The sequence below is a fragment of the Herbaspirillum sp. alder98 genome, assembly GCF_020179755.1.
Lineage (GTDB): Bacteria > Pseudomonadota > Gammaproteobacteria > Burkholderiales > Burkholderiaceae_D > Herbaspirillum.
Window position 1 is genome coordinate 594616 of record NZ_JAIUCY010000001.1, and the last position, 24748, is coordinate 619363.

28 protein-coding genes and 1 tRNA gene are annotated in these 24748 nt (G+C 62.8%); 16 read left to right on the forward strand and 13 right to left on the reverse strand.

Going from position 1 to position 24748, the window contains the following annotated elements:
- The first annotated feature begins 10 nt into the window (after positions 1-10).
- The 3 genes from LBW87_RS02835 to LBW87_RS02845 all read left to right on the forward strand — a co-directional run bounded on the left by LBW87_RS02835 (position 11) and on the right by LBW87_RS02845 (position 2897).
- A complete protein-coding gene (locus LBW87_RS02835) occupies positions 11-934 on the forward strand; it encodes an SMP-30/gluconolactonase/LRE family protein (RefSeq protein ID WP_225199906.1) in 924 nt (307 codons plus the stop codon).
- Positions 935-1028: 94 nt separating this feature from the next.
- Positions 1029-1688, forward strand: a complete 660-nt coding sequence (locus tag LBW87_RS02840; RefSeq protein WP_225199907.1) for a 7-cyano-7-deazaguanine/7-aminomethyl-7-deazaguanine transporter — start codon at positions 1029-1031, stop codon at positions 1686-1688.
- Positions 1689-1739: 51 nt separating this feature from the next.
- On the forward strand, positions 1740-2897 hold the full coding sequence (locus LBW87_RS02845) for an MFS transporter (RefSeq protein WP_225199908.1): 1158 nt from the start codon (positions 1740-1742) through the stop codon (positions 2895-2897).
- Between the two features lie 66 nt (positions 2898-2963).
- Here LBW87_RS02845 and argE read toward each other — a convergent pair whose 3' ends face one another.
- A complete protein-coding gene (gene argE / locus LBW87_RS02850) occupies positions 2964-4166 on the reverse strand; it encodes an acetylornithine deacetylase (RefSeq protein WP_225199909.1) in 1203 nt (400 codons plus the stop codon).
- Between the two features lie 446 nt (positions 4167-4612).
- Here argE and LBW87_RS02855 point away from each other — a divergent pair, with 446 nt between their 5' ends.
- Entirely contained in the window at positions 4613-5047 is a 435-nt protein-coding gene (locus LBW87_RS02855) for a response regulator (RefSeq protein WP_225199910.1), read from the forward strand.
- Between the two features lie 83 nt (positions 5048-5130).
- On the opposite strand, the gene LBW87_RS02860 is transcribed toward LBW87_RS02855, so the two are convergent.
- Positions 5131-5427, reverse strand: a complete 297-nt coding sequence (locus LBW87_RS02860) for a hypothetical protein (protein WP_225199911.1) — start codon at positions 5425-5427, stop codon at positions 5131-5133.
- Positions 5428-5537: 110 nt separating this feature from the next.
- Between LBW87_RS02860 and LBW87_RS02865 the strand changes: the two genes are divergently transcribed.
- On the forward strand, positions 5538-5900 hold the full coding sequence (locus LBW87_RS02865; RefSeq protein WP_225199912.1) for a bleomycin resistance protein: 363 nt from the start codon (positions 5538-5540) through the stop codon (positions 5898-5900).
- A gap of 25 nt (positions 5901-5925) precedes the next feature.
- Here the strand turns inward: LBW87_RS02865 and LBW87_RS02870 are convergent, their stop codons facing one another.
- Together LBW87_RS02870 and LBW87_RS02875 are read right to left on the reverse strand one after the other, a co-directional pair.
- Positions 5926-6126 (reverse strand): hypothetical protein, encoded by a 201-nt coding sequence (locus LBW87_RS02870; RefSeq protein ID WP_225199913.1) that lies wholly within the window; start codon positions 6124-6126, stop codon positions 5926-5928.
- 133 nt (positions 6127-6259) lie between these two features.
- Positions 6260-6336, reverse strand: a tRNA-Met gene (locus LBW87_RS02875).
- 195 nt (positions 6337-6531) lie between these two features.
- Here LBW87_RS02875 and LBW87_RS02880 point away from each other — a divergent pair.
- The 4 genes from LBW87_RS02880 to LBW87_RS02895 all read left to right on the forward strand — a co-directional run bounded on the left by LBW87_RS02880 (position 6532) and on the right by LBW87_RS02895 (position 9853).
- A complete protein-coding gene (locus LBW87_RS02880; protein ID WP_225199914.1) occupies positions 6532-7098 on the forward strand; it encodes an NUDIX hydrolase in 567 nt (188 codons plus the stop codon).
- A 22-nt stretch (positions 7099-7120) separates the two neighbouring features.
- The gene (gene aat, locus LBW87_RS02885) at positions 7121-7861 is read left to right on the forward strand and encodes a leucyl/phenylalanyl-tRNA--protein transferase (protein ID WP_225199915.1); all 741 of its coding nucleotides are present in this window, start codon (positions 7121-7123) and stop codon (positions 7859-7861) included.
- Between the two features lie 114 nt (positions 7862-7975).
- Positions 7976-8704, forward strand: a complete 729-nt coding sequence (locus tag LBW87_RS02890) for an arginyltransferase (protein WP_225199916.1) — start codon at positions 7976-7978, stop codon at positions 8702-8704.
- Positions 8705-8794: 90 nt separating this feature from the next.
- Positions 8795-9853 (forward strand): quinone-dependent dihydroorotate dehydrogenase, encoded by a 1059-nt coding sequence (locus LBW87_RS02895; protein ID WP_225199917.1) that lies wholly within the window; start codon positions 8795-8797, stop codon positions 9851-9853.
- A gap of 95 nt (positions 9854-9948) precedes the next feature.
- On the opposite strand, the gene LBW87_RS02900 is transcribed toward LBW87_RS02895, so the two are convergent.
- A complete protein-coding gene (locus tag LBW87_RS02900; RefSeq protein ID WP_225199918.1) occupies positions 9949-10089 on the reverse strand; it encodes a hypothetical protein in 141 nt (46 codons plus the stop codon).
- 81 nt (positions 10090-10170) lie between these two features.
- The gene (locus tag LBW87_RS02905) at positions 10171-11796 is read right to left on the reverse strand and encodes a methyl-accepting chemotaxis protein (protein WP_225199919.1); all 1626 of its coding nucleotides are present in this window, start codon (positions 11794-11796) and stop codon (positions 10171-10173) included.
- Positions 11797-12076: 280 nt separating this feature from the next.
- Between LBW87_RS02905 and LBW87_RS02910 the strand changes: the two genes are divergently transcribed.
- From LBW87_RS02910 to LBW87_RS23840, 3 genes are all read left to right on the forward strand, one after another.
- Positions 12077-12652: a gamma-glutamylcyclotransferase gene (locus LBW87_RS02910; protein ID WP_225199920.1), complete on the forward strand. Its 576-nt coding sequence runs from the start codon at positions 12077-12079 to the stop codon at positions 12650-12652.
- Between the two features lie 91 nt (positions 12653-12743).
- Positions 12744-13160 (forward strand): NAD-GH domain containing protein, encoded by a 417-nt coding sequence (locus tag LBW87_RS02915; RefSeq protein WP_225199921.1) that lies wholly within the window; start codon positions 12744-12746, stop codon positions 13158-13160.
- Between the two features lie 605 nt (positions 13161-13765).
- Positions 13766-13897, forward strand: coding sequence for a hypothetical protein (locus LBW87_RS23840; RefSeq protein ID WP_265112837.1), 132 nt, complete (start codon positions 13766-13768; stop codon positions 13895-13897).
- A gap of 67 nt (positions 13898-13964) precedes the next feature.
- On the opposite strand, the gene LBW87_RS02920 is transcribed toward LBW87_RS23840, so the two are convergent.
- Positions 13965-14840: an alpha/beta hydrolase gene (locus tag LBW87_RS02920; RefSeq protein ID WP_225199922.1), complete on the reverse strand. Its 876-nt coding sequence runs from the start codon at positions 14838-14840 to the stop codon at positions 13965-13967.
- A 39-nt stretch (positions 14841-14879) separates the two neighbouring features.
- Positions 14880-16373, reverse strand: a complete 1494-nt coding sequence (locus tag LBW87_RS02925) for an HdeD family acid-resistance protein (protein WP_225199923.1) — start codon at positions 16371-16373, stop codon at positions 14880-14882.
- A gap of 188 nt (positions 16374-16561) precedes the next feature.
- Between LBW87_RS02925 and LBW87_RS02930 the strand changes: the two genes are divergently transcribed.
- The 4 genes from LBW87_RS02930 to LBW87_RS02945 all read left to right on the forward strand — a co-directional run bounded on the left by LBW87_RS02930 (position 16562) and on the right by LBW87_RS02945 (position 20722).
- Complete coding sequence (locus LBW87_RS02930) at positions 16562-17317, forward strand: YdcF family protein (RefSeq protein ID WP_225199924.1); 756 nt, start codon at positions 16562-16564, stop codon at positions 17315-17317.
- A 221-nt stretch (positions 17318-17538) separates the two neighbouring features.
- Positions 17539-19356 (forward strand): methyl-accepting chemotaxis protein, encoded by a 1818-nt coding sequence (locus LBW87_RS02935; RefSeq protein WP_225199925.1) that lies wholly within the window; start codon positions 17539-17541, stop codon positions 19354-19356.
- Positions 19357-19520: 164 nt separating this feature from the next.
- Positions 19521-20210 (forward strand): DUF1120 domain-containing protein, encoded by a 690-nt coding sequence (locus LBW87_RS02940; protein ID WP_225199926.1) that lies wholly within the window; start codon positions 19521-19523, stop codon positions 20208-20210.
- A 323-nt stretch (positions 20211-20533) separates the two neighbouring features.
- Positions 20534-20722: a hypothetical protein gene (locus LBW87_RS02945; protein WP_225199927.1), complete on the forward strand. Its 189-nt coding sequence runs from the start codon at positions 20534-20536 to the stop codon at positions 20720-20722.
- 99 nt (positions 20723-20821) lie between these two features.
- Here the strand turns inward: LBW87_RS02945 and LBW87_RS02950 are convergent, their stop codons facing one another.
- The 5 genes from LBW87_RS02950 to uraH form a co-directional block, all read right to left on the reverse strand.
- Positions 20822-21184, reverse strand: a complete 363-nt coding sequence (locus LBW87_RS02950) for a DUF3325 domain-containing protein (RefSeq protein ID WP_225199928.1) — start codon at positions 21182-21184, stop codon at positions 20822-20824.
- Positions 21181-22812, reverse strand: coding sequence for a PepSY-associated TM helix domain-containing protein (locus LBW87_RS02955; protein ID WP_225199929.1), 1632 nt, complete (start codon positions 22810-22812; stop codon positions 21181-21183). Before LBW87_RS02955 ends, LBW87_RS02950 begins: the two co-directional genes overlap by 4 nt.
- A complete protein-coding gene (locus LBW87_RS02960) occupies positions 22809-23111 on the reverse strand; it encodes a DUF3649 domain-containing protein (RefSeq protein WP_225199930.1) in 303 nt (100 codons plus the stop codon). Before LBW87_RS02960 ends, LBW87_RS02955 begins: the two co-directional genes overlap by 4 nt.
- Before the next feature lie 20 nt (positions 23112-23131).
- A complete protein-coding gene (locus tag LBW87_RS02965; protein WP_225199931.1) occupies positions 23132-23851 on the reverse strand; it encodes a DUF4198 domain-containing protein in 720 nt (239 codons plus the stop codon).
- Positions 23852-24316: 465 nt separating this feature from the next.
- Positions 24317-24670, reverse strand: coding sequence for a hydroxyisourate hydrolase (gene uraH, locus LBW87_RS02970; protein ID WP_225199932.1), 354 nt, complete (start codon positions 24668-24670; stop codon positions 24317-24319).
- Positions 24671-24748: the final 78 nt, after the last annotated feature.

Consider the following 24748-nt stretch of genomic DNA (forward strand, 5'->3'; position numbering starts at 1 on the left):
AGGAGCCTGCATGTCCCTGCCCGACTCGCCCTTCCAGCATCTCGACGACCGCTTTCGCCGCATGGTGATCGACACCGCCCAGCTCGACCGCCTGCATACCGGCTGCCGCTGGACCGAAGGCCCGGTGTGGCTGCCGGCCACCGAAGAGCTGATCTGGAGCGATATCCCCAACAATCGCCTGATGCGTTGGTCGGAAGGGGCCGGCGGCGGCGTGTTTCGCCAGCCGGCGCAGTTCAACAACGGCAACACGCTGGACCGCGAGGGTCGCATCGTCGGCTGCCTGCATGGCGGCCGGGCGGTGGTGCGCACCGAACATGACGGCAGCGTCACCACGCTGGCCTCGCACTGGCAGGGCCGACGCCTCAACTCGCCCAACGACGTGGTGGTGAAATCGGATGGCTCGATCTGGTTCACCGACCCCGACTACGGCATCAACAGCGATTACGAAGGGCACCAGGCCGAGACCGAGATCGGCGCCTGCAACGTCTATCGCATCGATGGCGCCACGGGCGAGTTGAGCATCGTCAGCGGCGAGCTGGAACGACCCAACGGCCTGGCTTTCTCGCTGGACGAATCGCAGCTGTATATCGCCGACACCGGCCTGTCGCACCGTGCCGACGGCCCGCACCATATCCGGGTGTTCGATGTGGTGGATGGCCGGCAGCTGCGCGGCGGTGCGGTCTTCGCCACCATCGATCCCGGCCTGGCCGATGGTTTCCGCCTGGACGACCGCGGCAACATCTGGACCAGCGCTGGCGATGGCGTGCACTGCTACGCGCCCGATGGCGTGTTGCTGGGCAAGATCCTGGTGCCTGAAGTGGTCTCCAACGTGGTCTTCGGCGGCCCGCGCGGCAACCGTCTTTTCATTACCGCCACCACCTCGGTGTATGCGGTCTACCTGGCCGTGAACGGCGCCCGGCGGCCATCCCGCTGACGGCGCTGTGGTAAAGTAGCGCCCCTGCCGGCGGTCCCGCCGGCAGGAAAATTCATCCATGGGTTCCCTAACCCCATTCGTCAAAAAGGTCCATATGACAACCCTCGTTCTGCGGCGGCACGCTGTGCTGCTGGTCTGGCTTTCGCTGTTTCACCTGGTGGTGATCACCTCCAGCAACTACCTGGTGCAGTTGCCGGTAATCGTCTTCGGTCTGCACACCACCTGGGGCGCCTTCAGCTTCCCGTTCATCTTCCTGGCCACCGACCTGACCGTGCGCTTTTTCGGCGCACCGCTGGCGCGACGCATCATCATGACCGTGATGGTGCCGGCGCTGTTCATCTCTTACCTGGTGTCGGCCCTGTTCTACCAGGGCCAGTGGCAGGGGCTGGCGTCGCTGGCGCATTTCAATCTGTTCGTGGCCCGCATCGCGGCGGCCAGCTTCATGGCCTATGCCCTGGGGCAAGTGCTGGATGTGCAGGTCTTCAATCGACTGCGACAGAGCAGCCGCTGGTGGCTGGCCCCGGCCGCATCGATGGTGCTGGGCAATGCCAGCGATACCCTGGCGTTCTTCTCGATCGCCTTCTGGCGCAGCAGCGACCCGTTCATGGCGACCCACTGGGGCGAGATCGCGCTGGTCGACTACGGCGTCAAGATCGTCATCAGCCTGCTGTTCTTCCTGCCCGCGTATGGCGCGTTGATGAACCTGCTGGGCCGATGGCTGACGCGCCGTGCAGCGTTTGCAGCTAACCGGTAACATGTCGGCTGTCGTTTTTCCCCGCTTCCCCGCCCCCCACCAGGAACCCGCATGAACTGGCCCTTGTTTGCCCTGGCCGTTGCCGCCTTCGGCATCGGCACTACTGAATTCGTCATCATGGGCCTGCTGCCCGATGTCGCGCGCGATCTCGGCGTGTCGGCGCCGGCGGCCGGCATGCTGGTATCGGGCTATGCGCTGGGCGTGGCTGCCGGCGCGCCGATCCTGGCCATCGTGACCGCCAAGTGGCCGCGCAAGCAGGCGCTGGTGGGCCTGATGGCGCTGTTCATCCTCGGCAATATCCTGTGTGCGGTCGCCCCCGGTTATACCTTCCTGATGGTAGCGCGGGTGGTGACGGCGTTCTGCCATGCGGCCTTCTTCGGTATCGGCTCGGTGGTGGCGGCCGAACTGGTGGCGCCCAACAAACGGGCGCAGGCCGTGGCGCTGATGTTTACCGGGTTGACCGTGGCCAACATCCTGGGCGTGCCGCTGGGTACCGCGTTCGGTCACGCCACCGGCTGGCGCTCGACGTTCGGCGCGGTCACGGTGATCGGGGTGGTGGCCGCGATCATGCTGTGGACCATGCTGCCACGCAAGATCGTCATGCAGGGCGGCGATATCTTCCAGGAATTCCGTTCCATCCTGTCGACCCAGGTACAACTGTCGCTGCTGACCTCGACCCTGGCCTCGATCAGCATGTTTACCGTGATCACCTACATCGCCTACATCCTGCTGGATGTGACCGGTTTCACCACCCAGCAGGAAAGCTGGGTGCTGCTGCTGTTCGGCGCCGGCATTACCGTGGGCGGACTGGTCGGCGGCAAGCTGGCCGACTGGAAACTGATGCCCGTGATGTGCGCCATGTTCGTCTGCATCGCGATCGTGCTGGGCCTGTTCTCGTGGACCAGCCACTACAAGTGGCCGACCCTGGTGACCATGTTTGCGTGGGGCGCATTTGCCTTTGCCGTGGTGCCGGCCGCGCAGGTACGCGTGCTGGACACCGCGCGCGGCGCCCCCAACCTGGCCTCGACCCTCAACCAGGGCGCTTTCAACCTGGGCAATGCCACCGGCGCCTGGGTCGGCGGGGTGGCCATTGCGGCCGGCCTGCCACTGACCGACCTGCCCCTGATCGGCGCCGCAGTCGCCCTGCTGGGCATGGTCACGGTGGCGTTCTCGGCGTCGCTGGATCGACGCGCGCGCGCGACCGCCTGACGCTGCCGGGCAAAGAAAAAGGCGCTGGATCCTCACGGACCAGCGCCTTTTTTACGTCAGATTGGATCAGGCCGATTGCAGGTTGGATTGCGCCACGAAATTGTCGAAGAAGCTTTCGCAGCGCGCCAGTTGTTCCAGCGTGACGAACTCGTTGGGCTTGTGGGCATGGGCGATGTCGCCCGGCCCGCAGATCACCGCCGGCATGCCGGCTTCGCCGAACAGGCCGCCTTCGGTGCCGAAGCCGACCTTCTTGGCGCGCTCGTTGCCGAGGATGCGCAGGGCCGATGCCACCAAGGGATCGTTGGCCGGCGTACTCATGCCGGGATAAGCGGTCAGCGTTTCGAACTCGATGCGACCACGCGCGCCGTCGATGCTCATCTGCGGTTCGATCTCGCTCTCGGCGAAGGCCTTCACCTCGTTGAACACCTGCTGCGGATCGACGCCGGGCAGGAAGCGATGCTCGAACACGAACTCGGCCTTGTCGGGAATGATGTTGGGCGCATTGCCGCCATTGGACAGGGTGGTGCAGATCGACGAGTAAGGCACGTCGAAATCATAGTCCTGCGCTTCGGACTGGCGCACGCGCTGGGCGATCTCACGAATCTTCAATTGCATCATGGCGGCATAGTCGATGCTGTTGATGCCCAGGTGCGGACACGACGAATGCGCCGCATGGCCATGCACCGAACAGCGATAGGAACGCTTGCCCTTGTGGGCGATAACGGCCTGCATCGAAGTCGGCTCGCCGATGATCACGCCGGTCGGCTTGATCTGGTGCTGGGCCAGATCGGCCAGCAGTTCGCGCACCCCCAGGCAGCCCACCTCTTCGTCATACGAGAACGAGAAATGCAGCGGCGTATGCAAGCGGTTCTGGTCGATGGCCGGCAGGCGCGCCAGGCATACGGCGATGAATCCCTTCATGTCGCAGGCGCCGCGACCAAACAGCTTGCCGTCGGCGACGCGGGCCTCGAAGGGGTCGCTGTCCCAGTTCTGCCCCTTCACCGGCACCACGTCGGTATGCCCCGAGAACACGGTGCCGAATGGCGTGGTGGCGGCGCCGGCGATGGTGGCAAACAGGTTGGCCTTGCGCCGCTCGGCGTCATAGGTCAGGCGGGTGGTGGCGCCATGGCGCTCCAGGTAGTCGCGGACCCATTCGATCAAACCCAGGTTCGATTCGCGGCTGATGGTGTTGAAACCGATGAGGGTCTTGAGGATGTCCAGCGTGGGCGTCGTCGGTTCGGACGACGCAGTATTCAGTTGTGCGTTCATGATGATGTCTGCCTGTTCAATTGCGGGCATATGCTAAGGCTGCATAGCCCGCCAACTCAGCAGCAAGCCCCGTGCCACCGTCCGGACGGCGGCTGGAAGAACTTGCCAAGCCCCATTTCCCTGGCGGCTTGCAAGGCGGCGATCTGATGTCGCCTGCCTTTGAAAAAACCTCGAGCGCTCACGTACAGGTCACGTTCGCGCAGCGCAGGCGACATTACACCCTATTTCCGGGCGCTGCGCTCGACGGCCGTGCAAATTCGTGACGATGGTCGGCAACCGCCCGCCCACCAACCGTTGCAGCGAGCCCACCCCATCAGGAATTTCATGATATGTGGGGCGTCCTTTTTTTGTGAAACTGGCTCAGACGCATACACCATGGGCCGCCATCCCGCCCAGTGAGAACGAGAATTCGCACCACATTGCATCGAAGGACAGGGGTACCGATCATGAAACCGCCAATCATCCTGATGATTGAATCGCACGGCGAAGCCGTCGAACTGGCGCGCTTTGCGCTGTGGCGGAGCAATTTCCACTGCATCCTGCAATGGTATGACGATGCCGATGCCGCCCGCGAGCGCCTGCTGCACGCGCGTCGCGCCGGCGCCGACCGGCAATTGCCGCGCCTGGTCCTGCTCGATCCGGCAATGATGGAAAACAATGGCCTCGACTTCATCCGCGCCATGCGCGCAGGCCGTTCCACGCGCAGCATCCCGATCGTGGTCTTTGCCGACGCCCAATACCCGCCTGCCATGCACGACCTGATCGATGCGGGCGCCAACGAATACCTGCAAAAGCCGGATGCGCCGGACGAATACATGCAGGCCTTGCTCGATTGCGTGGAACGCTGGGGACGCGGCCGTCGCAGCGCTCGCCAGGCCTGAACGGCCGGATCGCGCCAATGAAGAGGGCCCGCACATGGCGGGCCCTCTTCATTTGATGCTACCTACGCCTGGCTGATGCGGAATTACTTGGTCTCGCTGGGCGTATCGACCACCCGCGTGGCGAGATGGGCATCGAATTCGCGGTGCGCCTGCTCCAGGTTCTTCAATGCCGCCTGCCATGGCTCATAGTCATCCACGGTCAGGTGACCGGCCTCGGAATCCTGTTTCCAGGCTTCCAGCTTGGCGTTCATCACCTCGTACTCGTGCAGTTGCACTTCGAGCAGCACTTCCATCTTGCCCTTGAGCTCGTCGGCACGGGCGACCCAGGGATCGATTGGCGCCGATGTCTGGGGCGTTTCGGGCGTTTCGGGTGTTTCCATACTGTCCTCCATGAAGAAGCTGGCATCGTATCACTTTCGAATTGGCCGATAACGATAGAAAAAAGGGACGTTCTGCTTACAATGCGTCATTTTGCGCACCAAGGAAAATAATGACGCCTCCCCTCTTCGGAAAAGCCATTCCGGTACTGGCCAGCCTCGATCTGCCGCGCACGCTGGCGTTCTATCAAACCGCGCTCGGCTTCGAGGTCCATCATTTCGCCGAGGCAGGTTATGGCATTGCCCAACGCGACGGCACCGAACTGCATTTCTGGACCTGCGCGGACCGGCATATCGCGGAAAACACGTCCTGCTATCTGCGGGTGGCCGATATCCGGGCGGTCCACGCCGAACTGAGCCAGCGCATCCCTTCATTGGGTGAAGTGGTGCAAACCGATTGGGGAATGGATGAGCTATACGTCATCGATCCGGACGGAAACCTGCTCAAGTTCGGGCAAGAGCGACACGCCCGGTGATGCCTGCAACGCACCGGTCCGGCCTTCAGATCCAGTTGGTAATCAGGAACACATAGCCATCCCACACGCCGCGGGCGACATCGCCGATGACGCCGGCAAATGCGGCTTGTGCGTTGAGGGACAAGAACAGACCTGCAATCATCAGGGAAAAACGCATGACATCCTCCGTATCGATCAAGTGAGCCGAGTGCCTGAATGCATTCGGGTTGAGATCAATGATGCGCATGCGACGTGTCGGCACTGTTTCAGCCGCACCTTCGATTGTTACAGTTGAAATGTGATGAAGGATGGCCGCGCAGGAACGACGCGACCAATGCAAAAAGCCGCTGAACGCAATGCATTCAACGGCTTTTACAATTTGGTTGCGGGGGCAGGATTTGAACCTACGACCTTCGGGTTATGAGCCCGACGAGCTGCCAGACTGCTCCACCCCGCGTCTGAAGAAAGCAATTATAGGGCACTTCCAAATAGAATGCAAACACTCTCTGTCATCTTTTGACAGTGATACACTTCACTCCGCATTTGCGATGGCGCGCGCCGGTCCCCTCGTCGACAGGGAATGCCACCGGCCTGCAACGAGACACATGCAACTCCCATAAAAAAGCCAGCCAAGTCACGACGATCCTCTTCTATGAAATTCTGTTCCGAATGCGGTCAGCCGGTTGCCCAGCAGATTCCTGCGGATGACACCCGGCCACGCTTCGTCTGCACCAGTTGCGGCACGATCCATTACCAGAACCCCAAGATGGTGGTCGGTTCGATCCCGGTCTGGGAGCAGGACGGCCAGGTGCAAGTACTGCTGTGCAAGCGCGCCATCGAACCGCGCCTTGGTTACTGGACGCTGCCGGCCGGCTTCATGGAAAACGATGAGACCACCGGCGACGCCGCCATGCGCGAGACCGAGGAAGAAGCCGGCGCCCGCATTCGCCTGCACGAGCTGTTCTCGATCGTCAACGTGCCACATGTGCACCAGGTACACCTGTTCTATCGGGCCGACCTGCTCGACCTCGACTATAAGGCCGGCGTCGAAAGCCTGGAAGTGGGCCTCTATACAGAGCAGCAGATTCCGTGGCAGGACATCGCCTTTCCGACGGTAGAGTTCACCCTGCGCGCCTTCTTTGCCGACCTGCACAAGATCAGTCGTGGTGAAGGCAGCTTCACGCTGCACACCGAGGACATCCGGCGGCGCATGATCTGATGGCATTTGCATGGCACGTTGAATGATCGCCTGGCTCAATATCGACACCCCCTTCCCCGATGTCTCGCGCGCGTTGCAGGACCCGGCGGGATTGCTGGCGGCCGGCGCCGACCTGTCGCCGCCGCGGCTGCTGGAGGCTTATCGCCAGGGAATCTTCCCCTGGTTCTCGGAAGGCCAGCCGATCCTGTGGTGGAGCACCGATCCTCGCATGGTGCTGCGCACCGACCAGTTCGTGGTCTCCGACAGCCTCAAGAAAACCCTGCGCCGCATCGAACGCAGCCGTCACGGCGACCGCCTCTGGCAAGTCACCTTCGATACTGCTTTCGAGCAAGTCATGCTGGGCTGCGCGGGACCGCGCCGACATGAGCAAGGCACCTGGATTTCGCCTGAAATCGTCGACGGCTACAGCGGCCTGCACCGCGCCGGCTATGCCCACTCGTCCGAGGTCTGGCTCAATGGAGAACTGGTCGGCGGCGCCTATGGCGTATCGATCGGCCGCATGTTCTATGGCGAATCGATGTTCGCCCGCGTCAGCGATGCGTCCAAGGTGGCGCTGGCGCACCTGGTGTTCTTCCTGCGTCATCACGGCGTCGAACTGATCGACTGCCAGCAGGAAACCTCGCACCTGGCCTCGCTGGGCGCGCGTCCGATTTCGCGCGATGCCTTCCTGGATCATCTGCACGGCGCCATCGGCGCGCCACAGATTGCGCAGTGGCAACCGCTGGATCTGCTGGAGACCGGCATCCCGCCGCATGTCCGGTGAGCGCGGCGCCAGGCTTTCTGAAATTGGTGTAAATTAATGCCATGGTTCATCATCCGGCAACGCCGTAATGGCCGCCGGTTGCCGGGCTGCACATAAAGCACGCACAGGACGCCCATGACGCATCTCAAAGACCTGCCGTTCTCGACCCTGCAATTCTATGCAACCGCGCCCTATCCCTGCAGCTACCTCGACCACCAGCAGGCTCGCTCGCAGGTCGCCACCCCGTCTCACCTGATCAACGCCGACGTCTATTCCGAACTGGTCAAGACCGGCTTTCGCCGCAGCGGCATCTTCACCTATCGGCCCTATTGCGATGGCTGCAATGCCTGCACGCCGGTACGGATCCGGGTCGCCGACTTTGCCAGCAACCGCAGCCAGCGCCGCGCCTGGGAACGCAATCAGCAGCTGGTGGCGCTGGTCACCAACCTGACCTATGCCCACGAGCATTACGAGCTGTACCTGCGCTATCAATCGGCGCGCCACGCCGGTGGCGGCATGGACCAGGACAGCCGCGACCAGTACGCGCAGTTCCTGCTGCAGAGCAAGGTCAACACCCGCCTGGTGGAGTTTCGCGAGCCCGACGGCGTGCTGCGCATGGTGAGCATCATCGATGTGCTCAACGATGGACTGTCGTCGGTCTACACGTTTTTCGATCCGGACCTGCCGGGCGCTTCCCTGGGCACCTTCAATATCCTGTGGCAGATCGAACAGGCGCGCCAGCTGGACATGCCCTATGTCTACCTGGGCTACTGGATCAGCGCCAGCCCGAAGATGGCCTACAAGACCAACTTCCGTCCGCTGGAGGCTTACCAGCACGGCGCCTGGAATACCTTGCAGGTCTGAATCACCTGTATTGCATCTGCAACGCCGGGCGCCGGCAGGTCCACTTCAGCAGTTAGAATAGCGGCACTTTTCAACGCCCAGCACCCCATCGTGTCCGACAAATTCCTCTACGCGCTTGCGCGTCCGCTGCTGTTCTCCCTGGCGCCCGAAACCGCCCACCACCTGACCTTGCCGGCGCTGCGCTGCGCTGCTCGCTATCACCTGACCGATGTCATTGCCAGGCCGGCGCGCGACGTGCGCACGGTGATGGGGATCGAGTTTCCCAATCCGGTGGGCATGGCCGCCGGGCTCGACAAGGACGGCGCCTATATCGACGGTCTGGCGGGGCTGGGCTTCGGCTTTATCGAAGTCGGCACGGTCACGCCGCGCGCGCAACCGGGCAATCCCCTGCCCCGCATGTTCCGTCTGCCTGAGGCTGGCGCCGTGATCAATCGCATGGGCTTCAACAATGGCGGGGTCGACGCTTTCGTGGCCAATGTCCAGGCCTCGCGCTTCTACCAGGAAAAACAGGGCGTGCTGGGCCTCAACATCGGCAAGAACGCCGATACCCCCATCGAGCGCGCTGCCGAGGATTACGTGCACTGCCTGGAAAAGGTCTATCCCTATGCCAGCTACGTGACGGTCAATATCTCGTCGCCCAACACCAAGAACCTGCGTCAGTTGCAGGGCGCCTCCGAACTCGACGCCCTGCTGTCGCAACTGAAGTCGGCGCAGCGCCGACTGGCCGATCGCCATGGCCGCTATGTACCGCTGACGCTGAAGATTGCACCCGACATGGATGCCGAACAGGTCAAGAACGTGGCCGACGCGCTGCTGCGTCATGGCATCGACGGCGTCATCGGCACCAATACCACGATCACCCGCGATGCCGTGGCCGGCATGCCGCACGCCGATGAAGCCGGTGGTCTCTCGGGGCGTCCGGTGCTGGAACTGTCGAACCGGGTCATCGCCGGGCTGCGCGCCGAACTGGGCGATGCGGTGCCGATCATCGGGGTTGGTGGCATCTTCAATGGCGCCGATGCACGCGCCAAGATCGATGCCGGCGCTTCGCTGGTGCAACTCTATACCGGGCTGATCTACCAGGGTCCGGCCCTGGTGCGCGAATGCGCCGAGGCCTTGCGTGCGCCGGTGGTGGCAGCCCATCACTGAGCGGACTGCCCCCGGCCTTCTCGATCCGCAAAAAAAACAGCAGGCACAGCCTGCTGTTTTTACGTCTGCCTGCGATTGCGGACCGGACCGCTGCGCTATTTCGATTCGTCGCGCTTGAGATTGAAGATCCGCCGCGCATCGGCATCGGCCGCGGACTTCTTTTCGAAATCGGTTTTTTCGCAACCGACCAGCACCACGCCGACGCACAGCGTCAGCAGCATGAAGATGATACGCATGATGTTCCCCTGAAAGGGATGACGCCGCCCGACGTCATCGACCTGATGCGCATTCTAGCGCCATCCCGGCGCGTTCGATACTCAGTACCGCAGCCGCGCGGCAGGCGCGGCCATATCGATGGTGCGCCCGTCGTCGTGGCCGCGCACCGGCGGCAGGCCAGCCTGCAGCCGAAACACGCTGACCAGCGTGGCCAGGCTGGCCGCCTGGTCCTGCATCGAATGGGCGGCAGCGGCCGCCTGCTCGACCAGCGCCGCATTCTGCTGGGTGCTTTCATCCATCTGGGTGATGGCGCGGTTGACCTCTTCGATGCCGGTGCTCTGCTCGCTGCTGGCGGCACTGATCTCGGCCACCACATCGGTCACGCGCCGCACGCTCTCGACCACCTCGCGCATGGTCTGGCCGGCCTGTTCGACCAGCTTGCTGCCAGCCCCCACCTTGTCGACCGAGTCATCGATCAAGCCCTTGATTTCCTTGGCGGCCGAGGCCGAGCGCTGCGCCAGCGAACGCACCTCGGAGGCCACCACCGCAAAGCCGCGTCCCTGTTCGCCGGCACGCGCGGCCTCCACCGCCGCATTCAAGGCCAGGATATTGGTCTGGAACGCAATGCCGTCGATCACGCTGATGATGTCGACGATCTTCTTCGACGAATCGTGGATCGAGCTCATGGTCTGCACCACCTGCCCCACTACTTCGCCGCCATGGCTGGCGATGGTCGAGGCCGATGCCGCCAGCTGGTTGGCCTGGCGGGCGTTATCGGCATTCTGGCGCACGGTGGAGGTCAGCTCTTCCATGGCCGAGGCGGTCTCTTCGAGCGAACCCGCCTGTTGCTCGGTGCGTGCCGACAGGTCGAGGTTGCCGGTGACGATCTCGCCGGTGGCAGTGGCGATGGTATCGGTGCCGTGTCGCACCTGGCTGACGATGTTGCGCAGGCTCAGGTTCATCTCGCGCAGCGCATCCAGCAACTGGCCGGTCTCGTCGCGCCCGGCAGGCTTGATCTCGGCCGAGAGATCGCCCTGCGCCACGCGCCGCGAGACATCCACGGCGGTGCGCAAGGGGCCGATGATGCTGGCGGCCAGCCACCACGAACTGAACACGCCGAAAGCCAGCGCCAGGGCTTCGAGCACCAGCAGCAGCAGCTTGCTGCGCGCGGCCACGGCATCGATCTCGGCGGCCGTGTGGTCGATCTCGTCACGTTGCAGTTGCAGCAGTTTCTGCATCGAGGCCAGGTAACGATTGGCAGCAGGCACGAATACCTCGTCCAGTACCCGATTGCCTTCGGCCAGGTCGCCGGTGGCCTTGACCTTGTTGATCTCGTCACGACCGGCCAGGTAGGCCCGGCGCTCCACCGCAATCTGCGCGAAGGCGGCTTTTTCGGCCTCGCTATGGATCAGCGGCTCGATCTTGGACTGGGTCTCTGCCGAGTTCTTGGAAGAGGCTGCCGCGTCGGCCGCGAAATACTCGGCCAGCGACGGATCGGCGCTCTTGGCGATGGCCAGCGTGCGGCGAATGCCGCCATACAGGTTGGCGTACCAGTCGGAGATCAAGCGCTCCTTGGTCAGCGGCTGCTGCATCATTTCATGCGTGGCCTCGGACACGGCCTGCAAGCGCCAGTAGCCGATCGAGGTGATCACGATGGATAAAGCCAATACCAGGCCAAAGCCGAGCGCCAGGCGGCGGCCGATGCCCATGTTACGAATGATGTTCATGTTCTCTTCCCTGAATTTTTTGATAATTTTTGACGGGGTCTCGCTGTGGCTGCTCCTGGCAAGCCTTGTTATTGTTTCTTGACGGCAAAACCTCCGGCGATATTACCACCCAACCTGACTGGTCAGACCAATCGCAAAGCGGGAGCAATTGCGCTTTTACCCGCCTGTTCTTCACTTGCGCCCGGCTGGCGGATAGTTCGGCCCGGGCGGCGGCGGGCATGTGTTGCGCGATTTATAATTCCCCTCCAGCAGCTTCCCGTTCACCCTTCGCCAGCGCTTCATGTCCGTCAACACCATCGCCATCAACCAGAGCATGAAACAGTTCGACAGCCACGCCAGCGTCTGGCTGTTCGGCTATGGCTCGATCATCTTCAAGGCTGACTTCCCCTATCTCGAGCGTCGGGCCGCCTACATCACGGGCTGGGCGCGCCGTTTCTGGCAGGGGTCGCACGATCATCGCGGCACGCCGCAGGCCCCGGGACGGGTGGTGACGCTGACGCCGCAAGCCGACGCCATCTGCGCCGGCATGGCTTACTTGGTCACGCCGGAAGTCTTCGCGCACCTCGACCATCGTGAAAAGAATGGCTACCTGCGACTGGTCACCACCATTCACCTGGATCACGACGCAACGGTCGAAGGCCTGATCTATATCGCCGCCGAGGACAATGCGGCCTTTGCAGGACCGGCCAGCGAACAGGCCATTGCGCGCCAGATCGCCCTGGCCGAAGGGCCCAGCGGGCGCAACAGCGACTATTTGCTGATGCTGGCGCAGGCGCTGCGCGAGCTGGGCACCGATGACGCGCATGTCTTCGAAATCGAACGCCACCTGCTGGCGCTGCAGCAAGCAGATGGTTGATATCGCGCTATCCCGTCTTACTTGCCGTGTTATCTTTGCCGGTTCGCGGCACCCCAGCCCAACCCGACACCATCACAGAAGGAACAACAACATGATCAAGACCCTGGCCGCCTGCGCCGCCGTGATTGCCCTGGCCGGATGCGCCTCGCCGGTGACCCGCACCGCCACCGGCGAGATCCCCCCGGCGCGCGTCTATATCAAGAGCATGACCCAGCAGGATGCAGGTCTGTCGGCCATCGAATTCCGGCGTGACGCCGGCCTGTTCAACAGCCAGATGCTGGAACTGGCGATCAACGACGTGGTGCTGGCGCAGATCATCGGCGGCGAACACCTGACCATCTGGCTCAAGCCCGGCAGCTACACCTTCAGCGTCAAGCCGGCGCAAGGACTCACAAATACGGCCACCACCGACCAGAACAAGGTCGTGGTCGAGGTCAAGAACGGCGGCGCCTACCGGGTACGCATCAGCTCCGATACGCGCGGCCTGAAGATCTCGCTGGCCCAATAACAGTAGAAATGAATGTGGTTCAGAGGTCACAGCCATGCGCCGAGCGTAACGCAGCCACGCACCACATTCGCACTCTTGCATTGAGAATAACTTGCACAAGCATTTGTTTTTAAAGGGATTTTCAAAAAAATTGACTTTCCCGCGTGCAGTTCGACTCAGTTATTCAAGAAACAGATAACTGATATTGGGATTCAAAATTGGCTGTGCGCCACGCGACGGCATATATTGCAACGCAACAGATCACTTTTTCTTGCGGAGCAAATCATGAACATTCTCGTCGACGTCCTGCCTTACACCCTGTTGATCGGCGCCATGGTCGCGCGTTACATGATGTCGGCCAAGTAATAACCGGCTGGCAGCACCTGTCGTACCCGTGTTGAACCTGGGTCGGCAATGTGATGCGACTCATCAGGCGTATTTCGGAAAGCGGTTTTTGTCGCATTGCAATGCGGACAAGCCGCTTTTTGTTTTATCAGCAAGGCTGATATCTCTGTTGCTATCTTTTTTTCCCGCGCTGGTTCCATTTGGCGTGCGGCGCACCCGCTTGCAAATAAGCCGTCACCGATTACACTCGATCGTTTGCCACCCGAACGAAAGATCCACGCATGAAGCGTCTCACCTCCTCGGTCGCCGCAATCGCGCTGCTGCTGGCGCTCGAAGGCTGTGCCTGCGCGCCTGGCTTCGTCGGTTTCGACAGCCGTTGCGCCTTCGCCAATACCCCCAGCGGCCAGCCTTGAGGGCGTTGCGGCCCTCCGATTGACGCTCAAAAGCGTCATCCGGCGCCTTTACACTGGTAATTTACCGTCAATTATCTTCAAGTCGATCTACAGGCAACTGGGCCAGCCAGCGCCGCAAATCGTCTTCGACCTGCCGCCTGATGGCGGCTTCTTCATTGAATAACTCGTGGTAGGCCTGGTCGTACCAGTGCAAGGTGCCGTTGTCGCCCGGCAGGGCTTGGTAAAAAGCCCGGCTGCCGCGCGTCGCCACGAAGGCGTCGTCGCCGGCCACCTGCAGCAGCACAGGCCGGGTGAAGGTACTTGCATCGCGCTCGACCTGGGCCATCGCATCGAGCATGAAGTTGAGCATGCGCGGCGCGATCTTGCCGTGGTTGAGTGGGTCACGACGATAGGCGCTGACCTGTGCGGCATCGTGCGAAATACGTTCTGCCGGCAAGGCGGTGGGCAACGAATAGCCCGGCGCCAGCCAGCTCGATGCCTTCAGCAGCAGGCGCTGGCCGGGCGTCAGGTCCAGTGCCAGCGCCGGTGACGACAGCATCAGGGCGCGCACCGGACTGAATGCGCCGGTGGCGAAGCGCGCCGCGACCAGGCCACCCAGGCTGTGGCCGAACAGCAAGGGCGTGCAGCGCTGGCGCCGCGCAAAGTCGTCGAACACCAGCTTGAGGTCCTGCAGCAGATCATCCGGCCGAATCAGGCTGCCCTGGCGCCCGCCCGAGTTGCCGTGCCCGCGATGATCGCAAATGCGCACCGACAGGCCCGCCGCATTGAAGAGCGCCGCCAGCGCCGCATAACGCCCGCCATGTTCGCCCAGTCCATGCACCAGTTGCACGGCTGCGCTGGCGCCGGCCACCGGCCAGTCGCGGCAGAACAGGCGGGTGCCATCGGCGGCGTCGAACCAGCTTTCCTGTGGTGGCTGAACTTGCGGCTGAACTTGCGGTTGCATTGATCCCTTTCCCGTTGGCGCGAGCGCCTGTCGCTGACTTCAGTTATCTTGCGCGGCGCCCCGCTCGGCATAACGGCGACGCGCGCGCCAGACTTCGCGCAAGCGGCGGCTCTGGCGAATCGCCAGCTGCAGCGACGCGCTCCATGACAGGGGCCGCGGATGCACCACCGCCCGCAACGCGCGGGCGTAGTCGAGCACCAGGCCCGGCGTCCACGCCATGGTCAAGGCGCGCTTGCGAATCTGGCTGGCGACCCAGATCTCGGGGGTGAGCATCATCCGCACCGCATTGAACCAGTGCCGGTCGCGTCGGCCGATGACGCCTTCAAGCGCCGCCTCGAGCCCGCGCGCGACTGTGCTGGAGCAATTGCGATAGGTCAGGTTATAGACTTCGCGCTTGCGATAGCCGGCCCAGAAACGATCCAGATGCGCACGATGATAATCGCGGAAGACGATCTTCTCGGTCGATTCGCACCAGGCGGCAGCTTCGCTGCGATAGTCGGTCAGGTAGCGTCCGCCGACATCGTTTTCGGCGGTGGCGCGCAACAGGCGCGCGAACTGGTCGGGCGAGCGGTCGATTTCCTGCGCCGGATACAGGCTTATGTAGAGATCGGGCTGGATCTCGAGCGCGGCGTGGCCGGTCGAGATGACGCCATTGGTGTCGACCGCAGCAATATAGCGGTCGACCACCGGCTGCCGCCGGGCCGGCCCCTTGGCGCTGCCGGTCGGCGTCCAGACGTGGACGGTGAGCGGCGGCAACCCGCCCTCCAATGCCTGATCGTCGATGATCTCGGGCTGCGAAGGCGGCACGGCGCTAGCCGCGGCCGCAGCATTAAGCGGCGCGCTCGCGGCCGCTGCCGGGCCCTGGCCCTTGCCTCCCATGCGCAACGATGGCTTGGCTTCGTCGCCCCGATACAGGCCGGCGTCGAACGGCCGGTCGTCGCCTTCGTTGTGTTCGTCCAGCATGTCGACCGATACCCGTTGCGGCAGCATGCGCGAGCGCAGCGCCAGCCAGATCATGTTCCAGCCGCCAAAGATCAGGCCCAGCGCCAGGCAGAACGGCACCGTCCCCTTGTAATGGGTGGGATAAGGCTGGAAGAACACGATCGCCAGCAGTATCTGCACGCCGCCGCCGGCGACCGCCATGCGCCAGCGTGGAAAGCGCACCAGCGCCGCCGAGGTGATCTGCAAGCCGCCACCGATGGCGAATGCGGCCCCGAACAGCATCGCCAGCACCATGCCGCTGGCGTGATGCGGCGAAATGATCAGGATCGAGATCAGCAGGAACAGCCCGCCCTTGACGTAGCGCAGCGTCTTCTGGGCGCCGATGCCGCTGTTGGCCACGACCAGCGTGACCAGGCTTTCGACCAGCAGCAGGTAGCCGAACAGCTGCAAAGGAAAATTAAGCACGCCGTCGAGCGCATCGATCATCAGTGACACGCCAATGGCGCCCCACACCACACCGGCCGTGGCCAGCACATGCCAGTTGCGACGGATGAAATCCGCCCCCAGCAGCAGCAACACTAAACGAATCATTTTTTCCCCGAAATTCGAGCCATCCCTAGAAAACTCCACGATTCTGCTGCTTTCCGTACCAGGTGGCAACTCGTCATCGCAGCAGTGGATCAAAATGCTGCGTTGCATGACAATGCAGCCTCTGGTGCTTCGCCCTTTCCACCCTTTCCGCTCCTTCCGCCCCTCCAATCTCGCAGCCGCCCTCGCCCATGCCCGCTTCCGTTCTCGTCTCGCTCATCGCCAGCGTCATCCTGTTGCCCCCCATCAACTCCCTGCTGCTGTGCCTGCTCGGGTTCTTGCTGCGCCGACGCCTGCCCCGACTGGGCAAATTGTTGACCGTGCTGGGCGTGACCATGCTGGTGGTGCTCAGCACCCGCGCCGGGGCATTGCTGCTGGTGCGGCCTCTGGAAAACAGTTATCCGCCGCTGGCCGCCGTCGGCTCGGCCCAGGCCATCGTGATCCTGGGCGCCGGGCGTCTGGTAGCCGCCACCGAATATGGCGATACCGACCAGCCCAGCCTGATCGGCCTGCAACGACTTAAATACGGGGCCTACCTGCATCGCCAGACCGGCCTGCCGGTGCTCATCACCGGCGGCAGCCCGGGTGGATGGAAAGAAAGCGAGGCGGCGCTGATGGCGCGCTCGCTCAAGCGCGACTTCGGCATCGAGGCGCGCTGGCAAGAACCACGTGCCAACACTACCAACGACAACGCGACCCTGTCGGCCGCGATGCTGCGCGCCGATGGCATCGAACGCATCCTGCTGGTCACCGACGCCATCCACATGCCGCGCTCGATGAGCGCCTTTGGCGCCACCGACCTGCAGGCGACCGCTGCGCCGATGCTGTTTACCAGCCGGGGGCCGACTCGCTTTACCGATTTTCTGCCAAGCGCTTCGGCATTGACGCTATCGACCTATGCGATGCGCGAATGGATCGGGCGGCTGTGGTATCTGGTGCAGTACTGAGCCGGCGCCGGTATCGAATGAAATCGGTGGTGAAGGCACTTCTATTCGCATGCTAAAGGGGCCAGGGTGCACGCTAAAGTTAGCATTGCACCGGGCCGTAAACGGTGTGCGGAAACTTCGCAGCCACGCTGGTCGATCAAGTAAAGCGGAATACCCAAGTCCGGAATTTCCAGGCGCGCAGACGCCAGACAGCATCATTCGATATCTAGGGAGACTCCACCATGGGCCAGTTGTCCTTCAATAAAAAACTTTGGTTGCCACTCGTGCTGAGCCTGATCGCCTTGCTGGCGGTTTCGCTCTTTTCCGCCTTCATGGTGCGCGACATCCGGATCGAGGAACGTCGTGCCGATCTGACCCACATCGGCCAGACGGCGCTATCGATCGTCAAGGCTTACGGAGCGCAGGCCGACAGCGGTGCGCTGCCACGCGAAGAAGCGCAAAAGCGCGCCATCGCCGCCATCAAGAGCATCCGCTACGGCACCGACGGTTACTTTTCGGTATCCACCTCGGGCCAGGTGATCGTGATGCATCCGATCAAGCCAGAGCTGGACGGCAAGGACCTGTCCAATTTCAAGGATCCGGCCGGCACCCTGCTGTTCGTCGAGATCTCGCGCGCCGGTGCGCAACCGGCCGGCAGCTTCGTCAATTACCTGTGGCCCAAGGTGGGCGCGTCCGAGCCGGTGCCCAAGACATCCTTCGTGATCGGCTACAAACCCTGGGATTGGATGCTGACCACGGGCGTCTACATGGATGACATCAACGCCAGCTTCATGAATACCCTGTGGCGCCTGGGAGCCCTGTTCGCGGTGGTGGCGCTGGCGCTGTCGGCGCTGGTGGTGACCATCAATCGCGGCATCATGCGCACCATCGGCGGCGACCCGCAGAAGGCTGCCGATGTGGCCAACCGGATTGCCCAGGGCGACCTCACCCCGAGCATCGAGACCCGGCCCGGCGACAGCACCAGCCTGCTGTTTGCGGTGCGCAGCATGCGCGATTCGCTGCTGACGACGATTGCCGCCATCCGCAGTGCGGCCGACACCATCGCCACGGCCTCGGGCGAGATCGCCAGCGGCAACCTCGACCTGTCGTCGCGCACCGAGCAGCAAGCCGGTTCGCTCGAAGAAACCGCCTCGGCCATGGAGCAACTGACCTCGACCGTGAAGCAGAATGCCGATAACGCGCGCCAGGCCAACCAGATGGCCGAATCGGCCTCCGAGGTGGCGGTCCAGGGCGGCAGCGTGGTCGGCGAAGTGGTGCAGACCATGGGCTCGATCAACGAGTCGTCGCGCAAGATCGTCGACATCATCAGCGTGATCGACAGCATCGCCTTCCAGACCAATATCCTGGCCCTGAATGCCGCCGTGGAAGCAGCCCGCGCCGGCGAGCAGGGACGCGGCTTTGCGGTGGTGGCCTCGGAAGTGCGTTCGCTGGCGCAGCGCTCGGCCGGCGCCGCCAAGGAAATCAAGGCCCTGATCGACGACTCGGTGGCCAAGGTCGATGCCGGCAGCAAGCTGGTCGAACAAGCCGGCTCGACCATGACCGAAGTGGTCGCCAGCGTACGTCGCGTAACCGATATCGTGGGCGAGATCAGCGCCGCCAGCAGCGAGCAGAGCACCGGCATCGAAGAAGTCAACCGCGCCATCACGCAGATGGACGAGACCACCCAGCAAAACGCGGCACTGGTCGAGCAGGCCGCCGCGGCGGCCGGCTCGCTGCAGGACCAGGCCGGCTCACTGGCAGGCCTGGTGTCGCGCTTCCAGCTGGACGCCAGCCACCAGCGACGTCCGGCGACGGCAACCGTCACGGCAGCAACAGCGGCACCTGCCGCCACGCCAACTGCAGCCCGCCCGAGCATCAAGGCTGCTGCGGCAAAACGTCCGGCCCCGGCGCGCCCTGCCAGCCAGACAGCGCCTGCGGCGTCTTCCGCGCCGTCGCCAGCCAAGGTGGCAGCACCGGCCGCGGCGGCGCCAGCGCGCCCGGCTTCGAAGTCGCCGTCACGACTGCCAACGGCCGATGACGGCGATTGGGAAACCTTCTGATCGCTACGATCAAGTGCCCGATGTCGAAGCCCGCCGATGCGGGCTTCGACATTTTCACGGCGATAAAAAGCAATTTATAAGAATTTTGCAATACAAGGCCTGGGGCCGAATCAGGACAATGCCGACATTACGCAACATTGCGACAACTCAAGGCATAGGTCCCGATGACACTCCCATTCGCCCCTCACTCCTGCCGCATTCCTGCCGCATTCCTGCTCCGATTCTTCCTGCTGCTCGCCCTGGCCTGCCATGGTGCGGCGGCACATGCGCTGCCATCGGTCGAATTGAAAGTAAAGGGCACCGTGCGGCCCTCCGCCTGCACGCCCAGCCTCAGCAGTGATGGCGTGCTGGACTATGGCGTCATCGCCATCGCCAGCCTCAACCCCATGCATCCCACCGTGCTGCCGATACGCGATATCACGCTCACCGTCGATTGCCGCGAACCCGCCAGCATCGCACTGGCGGTGGTCGACAATCGGGCGATGTCGCGTGTATTCGGGCTGTTCGATGACTCAGTTGCCAGCATCGGCTCGACCTTCGGCCTGGGCATGGCGGCGGGCTACAAGCTGGGCGGCTATCGCATCTCGTTCGACGCCAGCGCCACCGCCGATGGCCAGCCGGTCAGCAGCATCATGTCGTCCAACAAGGGGCTCAGCTGGAGAAGCAATGTCGGATATCTGCGGCATACGGGCCACTACTTCGGCTTCAGCCAGGACGGCGCCACCTTGTCCACCCAGAAGGTATTGAATGCGCCGTTGCGCATACAGGCGGTGCTCAACAGTGGGCCGGATTTTCCACGTGGCGAAGAGTTGCAGCTGGATGGGTCGGCGACGATTGAATTGAAATATCTTTGAAGGGATGGTCGCTGGTCGAGGGGAAGAAGGTCGCTACTGCCCCCGGGACCTGCGGCAAATCCGACTGCAATATTGCAGCCCGACATCTATTGCCCGTCCTGCCCGGAACCATGACACGCGATATTGTCAAAACAATATTGATTCGCCCCTGGCTGTGTTTTTTATCGCACTTTTGACATCATCGAACGTCGAACGGCAATTCGTCATAGTATGCTCGGAACACATTCCTTGATGAGAGGCGTTCTGAACCAGGCAAGACGTAAAGGCTTGACGTGCCAATCGGCTAGTACCCAACGAGCATCAATTCTCGAAAGGAAGCAGACATGACGCAACCACCAAAAAACATTTCCGCACTGATGTGCGAACTGAGCGTGGCGCTGGCCGATCTATCCGAGAAGATGAGTAATCTCTCGATCACCCTCGAAAACCATTATCTCGATTCCAACGCGGCAGAACCGGTCGCCATGCTGGAAGCCGCACGCGAAACCATCGAAAAGGCCCGCGGCCATTGAGATTGGCAGGCAGCCGGACACACTCCGACTGAACATCCTGCGACTGACGAATATAGTCAGAGCACGGCTTCAAGAACGCCCTGTACTCCCCCCACAGCGTCAGCCCCCCGAATCGATCAGCCACAATACCGCCAATGGTGCTGCGGCATAGGCGGACCAACGCGCGTACGCCGGCATGCGCGCGGGCACGTAGGTCAGCGACAACACCTGAAGCACACCGGCAATGGCCAGCACGCCCAGGCAGGCCACCGGACCGATGGTCCAGCCCTGCATGCGCACTGTCACCGCGAAGGTCAGACCGATACCGAGCGTTCCCAGCCCGCGCATGCGTCGGCGCAGTGCAGGTTCGGGCTCGGCACCGCGACCATGGATATCGGCATAGTGGCGGTCCATCGCAATGGCCAATGCGCCCCACGCCCCATACGCCAGCACCAGTGCCAGCGCGAATCCCAGCAAGCTCATGCCGCCTCCTTCAATTTGGCCGGCGCCGCCTTGCTCGCCGGTGATGCCTTGGCCTGTTTCTTTTCGCGTCGATGCAATACCCGCACCACCAGCGCCAGCGCAATGCCCAGCAACAATACGGTGATGTCAAAGCCCGCCACCGACCACGGTCCACGGCCCTGGAACAGCGTGACGCCAAGATGCGAATGGGTAGTGAACACGTTGAGCACCGGAATGCCGATCAGCATCGCTGCGCCCACCGACAACTGGAAGCGCCACATGCCCATGCTGGGACGCAGCTGAGCCAGCACGGCCGCTATCGCCCAGGCCGCAAAGAAGCAGTTGATCTCCATCTGCGGACGCTGCGGCAGGCCCACCGGCAGCAGCCGGTTGGCCCAGAAATAGGCGGCAAATGCAATCGGCAAGCCGGCGATGGCGCCGATGTTGAGCGCATCGACCAGGCGCAGGCCGAAGCTGCGCGCGGCGCCCTGCGCCAGCGCCTTGGCCTGCTTCTGGCGCGTCTTGACGGCCCATAGCAAGGCGCCACTGGCGACCATGATGCAACCCGACAAACCGCAGATGAAGAACAGCACGCGCAGCCACGCGTCTGCAAAATGCGCCATGTGCAAGCCATACAGCGCGCCGCGCGTGACTGCCGTACCGCTCGGGTCTTCGCCGGCCGTGGACGTCGGGGCGCCGGTGACGCCGTCGAAGACCATCGCCGGTTGCAGATAGGAAAGCGTGCGGGTGCGCTGGCGCGTGATCACGACCGATGCATGTTCATGACCCGGGTTATTGACCACGATGGTCGCCAGCCCGGCCCCGTTCCAGTGCGCCTGGGCCTGTTCTGCAATCGGCACCAGCGGCGCCAGCTTGGCGGGACCACCGGCCTCGCCGTTACGACCGGCGACGGTCGGGAAGACGTCGGCGAAGAACGCGTTCTCGCCCTGCTCCTTGTAGGCGCTCTGGATGCCCCAGGGCATGATCATGAACATCAGCGTGATCAGGCCGGTATAGGTGATCATCAGGTGGTAGGGCAACGCCAGCACAGCCGTGGCGTTATGCGCATCAAGCCACGAACGCTGGCCCTTGCCCGGGCGGAACGTAAAGAAATCCTTGAAGATGCGCTTGTGGGTGATGATGCCGCTGATGATCGCCACCAGCATGAACATGGCACAGATACTGACGATCCAGCGTGCCCAGGTGACCGGCATGTAGTGCAGGTCGAAGTGCAGGCGATAAAGAAATTCGCCACCACGGGTCTCGCGGGCATCGCTCTGCTTCTGGCCGGTGGCCGGGTCGAGTATTTCGCTCTTGAAGCGCCCCCGTGGATTGCCCTTGCCATCCTTGGGCGGTTGCGGCACCCAACCCACCCGCAGGGCGCTGCTGCGGTCCGCCGGCAGCGTGATGAACCAGCGCTGCGCATCGGCGGCATTGTGCTCCAGATGCGCCACCGCATGCTGCAGGGCGACCTGCTGCGAGACCGGCTCGGCCGACCTCACGTGCAGCTCGGGGGTCATCCACAGCGTGATCTCTTCCTTGAAGTAGCTGGCGGTGCCGGCTGAAAACACCAGCAGCAGCACCCAGCACACCAGGAGACCACTCCAGGTGTGCAGCCAGGCCATCGATTGGCGGAAACCTTCTCTCATGACGCGCTCCGCCGCAACCACTCCAGTCCACCCAGCACCAGCAGCGGCAGCGCCACTGCGGCCCAGGCACGCCAGGCATCACGCGCGGCGAATACCCAGATCACCACGACGGTGAAGACGATGAAGCTGAACATGGTGGCCGTCATCACGGCATCGGCCCGGGCCATCGGCAGCCAGGCTGCCAACAGCGACGTACTCAGAGAGGCCAATGCATAGCCGCCAGCAACAGCGGCTACCAGGCGCGAAAGGACGGCCAGGCGGTAATACGCCGTCGGGCCGGATTGCGTCGTCGATTTCATTGTTTCCGCACAGTCCCGCTTTACTTGTTAGGCTTGGCCGCAGGACCTGCTGGCACGGCCTTGATCCCCTTGGCCTGCACCAGCGACAGCGTGGTCACGAAGCTGGCGGTGTCGAAGGCCTTGCCGTCGCGCTCGCCGGTGACCTTGTCGGTATGGTGCACTTCAGCCACGTAGGCGCCTTGCCACGGCAGGTCGAACTGCACCAGGCCCTGCTCGTCGGAATGCGCTTCCTTGGCCCAGCCGGACTGCACCACCAGGCCGACCTTGGCCTTGGGCAATGGCTGGTTCTTGTAAGTTACCTTGAACTGGCCTGGCTTGCCGGTCGGCAGCAGATCCAGCGTCAGGCGCGGTTCCTGGGCGGCGTCGGAGGTCACCAGTCGTGCCGCCGGGGTCCACGCGGTACGCACCGGGGTGCCGCCGCCGTGCTTGTTCTCGAAGACCGGGTAATGCGATTCCTCAGCGACGATCGATTCGCCGCGCGCCGCCTTGGCCGACAGGTTGAAGGCATTGGACTTCTTGCTCACGTCGAGCGTGCGATCGCCGTTGGGCGTGATCAGCACGGCGCTCGGATTGACGAACTTGTCGAGCAGGCCGGGCGATGCTTCGCGCAGGTTTTCGCCGAACTCGCCGAAATACAATTGGGCGCCCTTGCTATCTTGCTGCAGCCAGATCTGGTGCGCCGAAGCCGGGGCCAGTACGAAAGTGGACAGCAGAGCAGAGACGATCGCCAAACGCTTCATGAGGGTATTCCTTTCAGTAATTGTTATCCGGATGATATCCAGTGGGCAAACGGCACTGGCGTGACCAATGCCGTTTCGTTTGGCGCGAATCGGTGTCATCGGGACTGGCAGGGAGGCGATGCGGACGATGCAACACGGTCAATGGCGGTTCCCGATGACTGGCGCCCTCTTCGCCACGCGGGCAGCAAAGGGATGCGCTCTGTTTTATCTCAACTAAGTCTAATTTTTGAGAATGATTATCATTATATTGCCTGCTCGCACATCGGACAAGAAGCATCTCTGCCCCATGACGACGACTCGCATCTGCCTTGATCCAGGCCAGATGGAATGACGCACGGAAGGCAGCACTGGATGGAAACAGGATGGACACGACAAGTAGCCGCCCACCGGGAACCCGGGGCGGCCACTATCCACGTTGCCAGCGGATGGCAGGTCTGGAAGAAAGACTAAGTGAGCCTAGCTAAATCAACTGCCGCGATAGGTCGAGTAAGCCCAGGGCGAGACGACTAACGGAACATGGTAGTTCTGGGCCGGGTCGGCGATCCCGAAGGCGATCACCACCTCATCGACAAAACGCGGTTCCGGCACCTGCACACCCTGGGCGGCAAAATAATCGCCTGCCCCGAACACCAGTTCGTATTTGCCGGCGTGCAGGGCGTCGCCGGCCAGCAGCGGCTCGTCGCAGCGGCCATCTTCGTTAGTGACCGCCTGCCGCACCAGGCGGCGCTGGCCCTGCTCGATGGCATACAGGGAAAGGGCCACGCCGGCGCCCGGTTTTCCCTTGGTGATGTCCAGCACGTGCGTACTCAGCTTGCCCATTGTTTCCCCTGATATCCGAGTCGGTAAAAGATGGCGTCATGATATACCGGCGCATGGTCTTCCCGCCGCCAGATCGGT

Coding starts and splice junctions, on each gene's coding strand:
- LBW87_RS02835 (WP_225199906.1), top strand. CDS start 11: ATGTCCCTGCCCGACTCGCCCTTCCAGCATCTCGACGACCGCTTTCGC.
- LBW87_RS02840 (WP_225199907.1), top strand. CDS start 1,029: ATGACAACCCTCGTTCTGCGGCGGCACGCTGTGCTGCTGGTCTGGCTT.
- LBW87_RS02845 (WP_225199908.1), top strand. CDS start 1,740: ATGAACTGGCCCTTGTTTGCCCTGGCCGTTGCCGCCTTCGGCATCGGC.
- argE (WP_225199909.1), bottom strand. CDS start 4,166: ATGAACGCACAACTGAATACTGCGTCGTCCGAACCGACGACGCCCACG.
- LBW87_RS02855 (WP_225199910.1), top strand. CDS start 4,613: ATGAAACCGCCAATCATCCTGATGATTGAATCGCACGGCGAAGCCGTC.
- LBW87_RS02860 (WP_225199911.1), bottom strand. CDS start 5,427: ATGGAAACACCCGAAACGCCCGAAACGCCCCAGACATCGGCGCCAATC.
- LBW87_RS02865 (WP_225199912.1), top strand. CDS start 5,538: ATGACGCCTCCCCTCTTCGGAAAAGCCATTCCGGTACTGGCCAGCCTC.
- LBW87_RS02870 (WP_225199913.1), bottom strand. CDS start 6,126: ATGCGCATCATTGATCTCAACCCGAATGCATTCAGGCACTCGGCTCAC.
- LBW87_RS02880 (WP_225199914.1), top strand. CDS start 6,532: ATGAAATTCTGTTCCGAATGCGGTCAGCCGGTTGCCCAGCAGATTCCT.
- aat (WP_225199915.1), top strand. CDS start 7,121: ATGATCGCCTGGCTCAATATCGACACCCCCTTCCCCGATGTCTCGCGC.
- LBW87_RS02890 (WP_225199916.1), top strand. CDS start 7,976: ATGACGCATCTCAAAGACCTGCCGTTCTCGACCCTGCAATTCTATGCA.
- LBW87_RS02900 (WP_225199918.1), bottom strand. CDS start 10,089: ATGCGTATCATCTTCATGCTGCTGACGCTGTGCGTCGGCGTGGTGCTG.
- LBW87_RS02905 (WP_225199919.1), bottom strand. CDS start 11,796: ATGAACATCATTCGTAACATGGGCATCGGCCGCCGCCTGGCGCTCGGC.
- LBW87_RS02910 (WP_225199920.1), top strand. CDS start 12,077: ATGTCCGTCAACACCATCGCCATCAACCAGAGCATGAAACAGTTCGAC.
- LBW87_RS02915 (WP_225199921.1), top strand. CDS start 12,744: ATGATCAAGACCCTGGCCGCCTGCGCCGCCGTGATTGCCCTGGCCGGA.
- LBW87_RS23840 (WP_265112837.1), top strand. CDS start 13,766: ATGAAGCGTCTCACCTCCTCGGTCGCCGCAATCGCGCTGCTGCTGGCG.
- LBW87_RS02920 (WP_225199922.1), bottom strand. CDS start 14,840: ATGCAACCGCAAGTTCAGCCGCAAGTTCAGCCACCACAGGAAAGCTGG.
- LBW87_RS02925 (WP_225199923.1), bottom strand. CDS start 16,373: ATGATTCGTTTAGTGTTGCTGCTGCTGGGGGCGGATTTCATCCGTCGC.
- LBW87_RS02930 (WP_225199924.1), top strand. CDS start 16,562: ATGCCCGCTTCCGTTCTCGTCTCGCTCATCGCCAGCGTCATCCTGTTG.
- LBW87_RS02935 (WP_225199925.1), top strand. CDS start 17,539: ATGGGCCAGTTGTCCTTCAATAAAAAACTTTGGTTGCCACTCGTGCTG.
- LBW87_RS02940 (WP_225199926.1), top strand. CDS start 19,521: ATGACACTCCCATTCGCCCCTCACTCCTGCCGCATTCCTGCCGCATTC.
- LBW87_RS02945 (WP_225199927.1), top strand. CDS start 20,534: ATGACGCAACCACCAAAAAACATTTCCGCACTGATGTGCGAACTGAGC.
- LBW87_RS02950 (WP_225199928.1), bottom strand. CDS start 21,184: ATGAGCTTGCTGGGATTCGCGCTGGCACTGGTGCTGGCGTATGGGGCG.
- LBW87_RS02955 (WP_225199929.1), bottom strand. CDS start 22,812: ATGAGAGAAGGTTTCCGCCAATCGATGGCCTGGCTGCACACCTGGAGT.
- LBW87_RS02960 (WP_225199930.1), bottom strand. CDS start 23,111: ATGAAATCGACGACGCAATCCGGCCCGACGGCGTATTACCGCCTGGCC.
- LBW87_RS02965 (WP_225199931.1), bottom strand. CDS start 23,851: ATGAAGCGTTTGGCGATCGTCTCTGCTCTGCTGTCCACTTTCGTACTG.
- uraH (WP_225199932.1), bottom strand. CDS start 24,670: ATGGGCAAGCTGAGTACGCACGTGCTGGACATCACCAAGGGAAAACCG.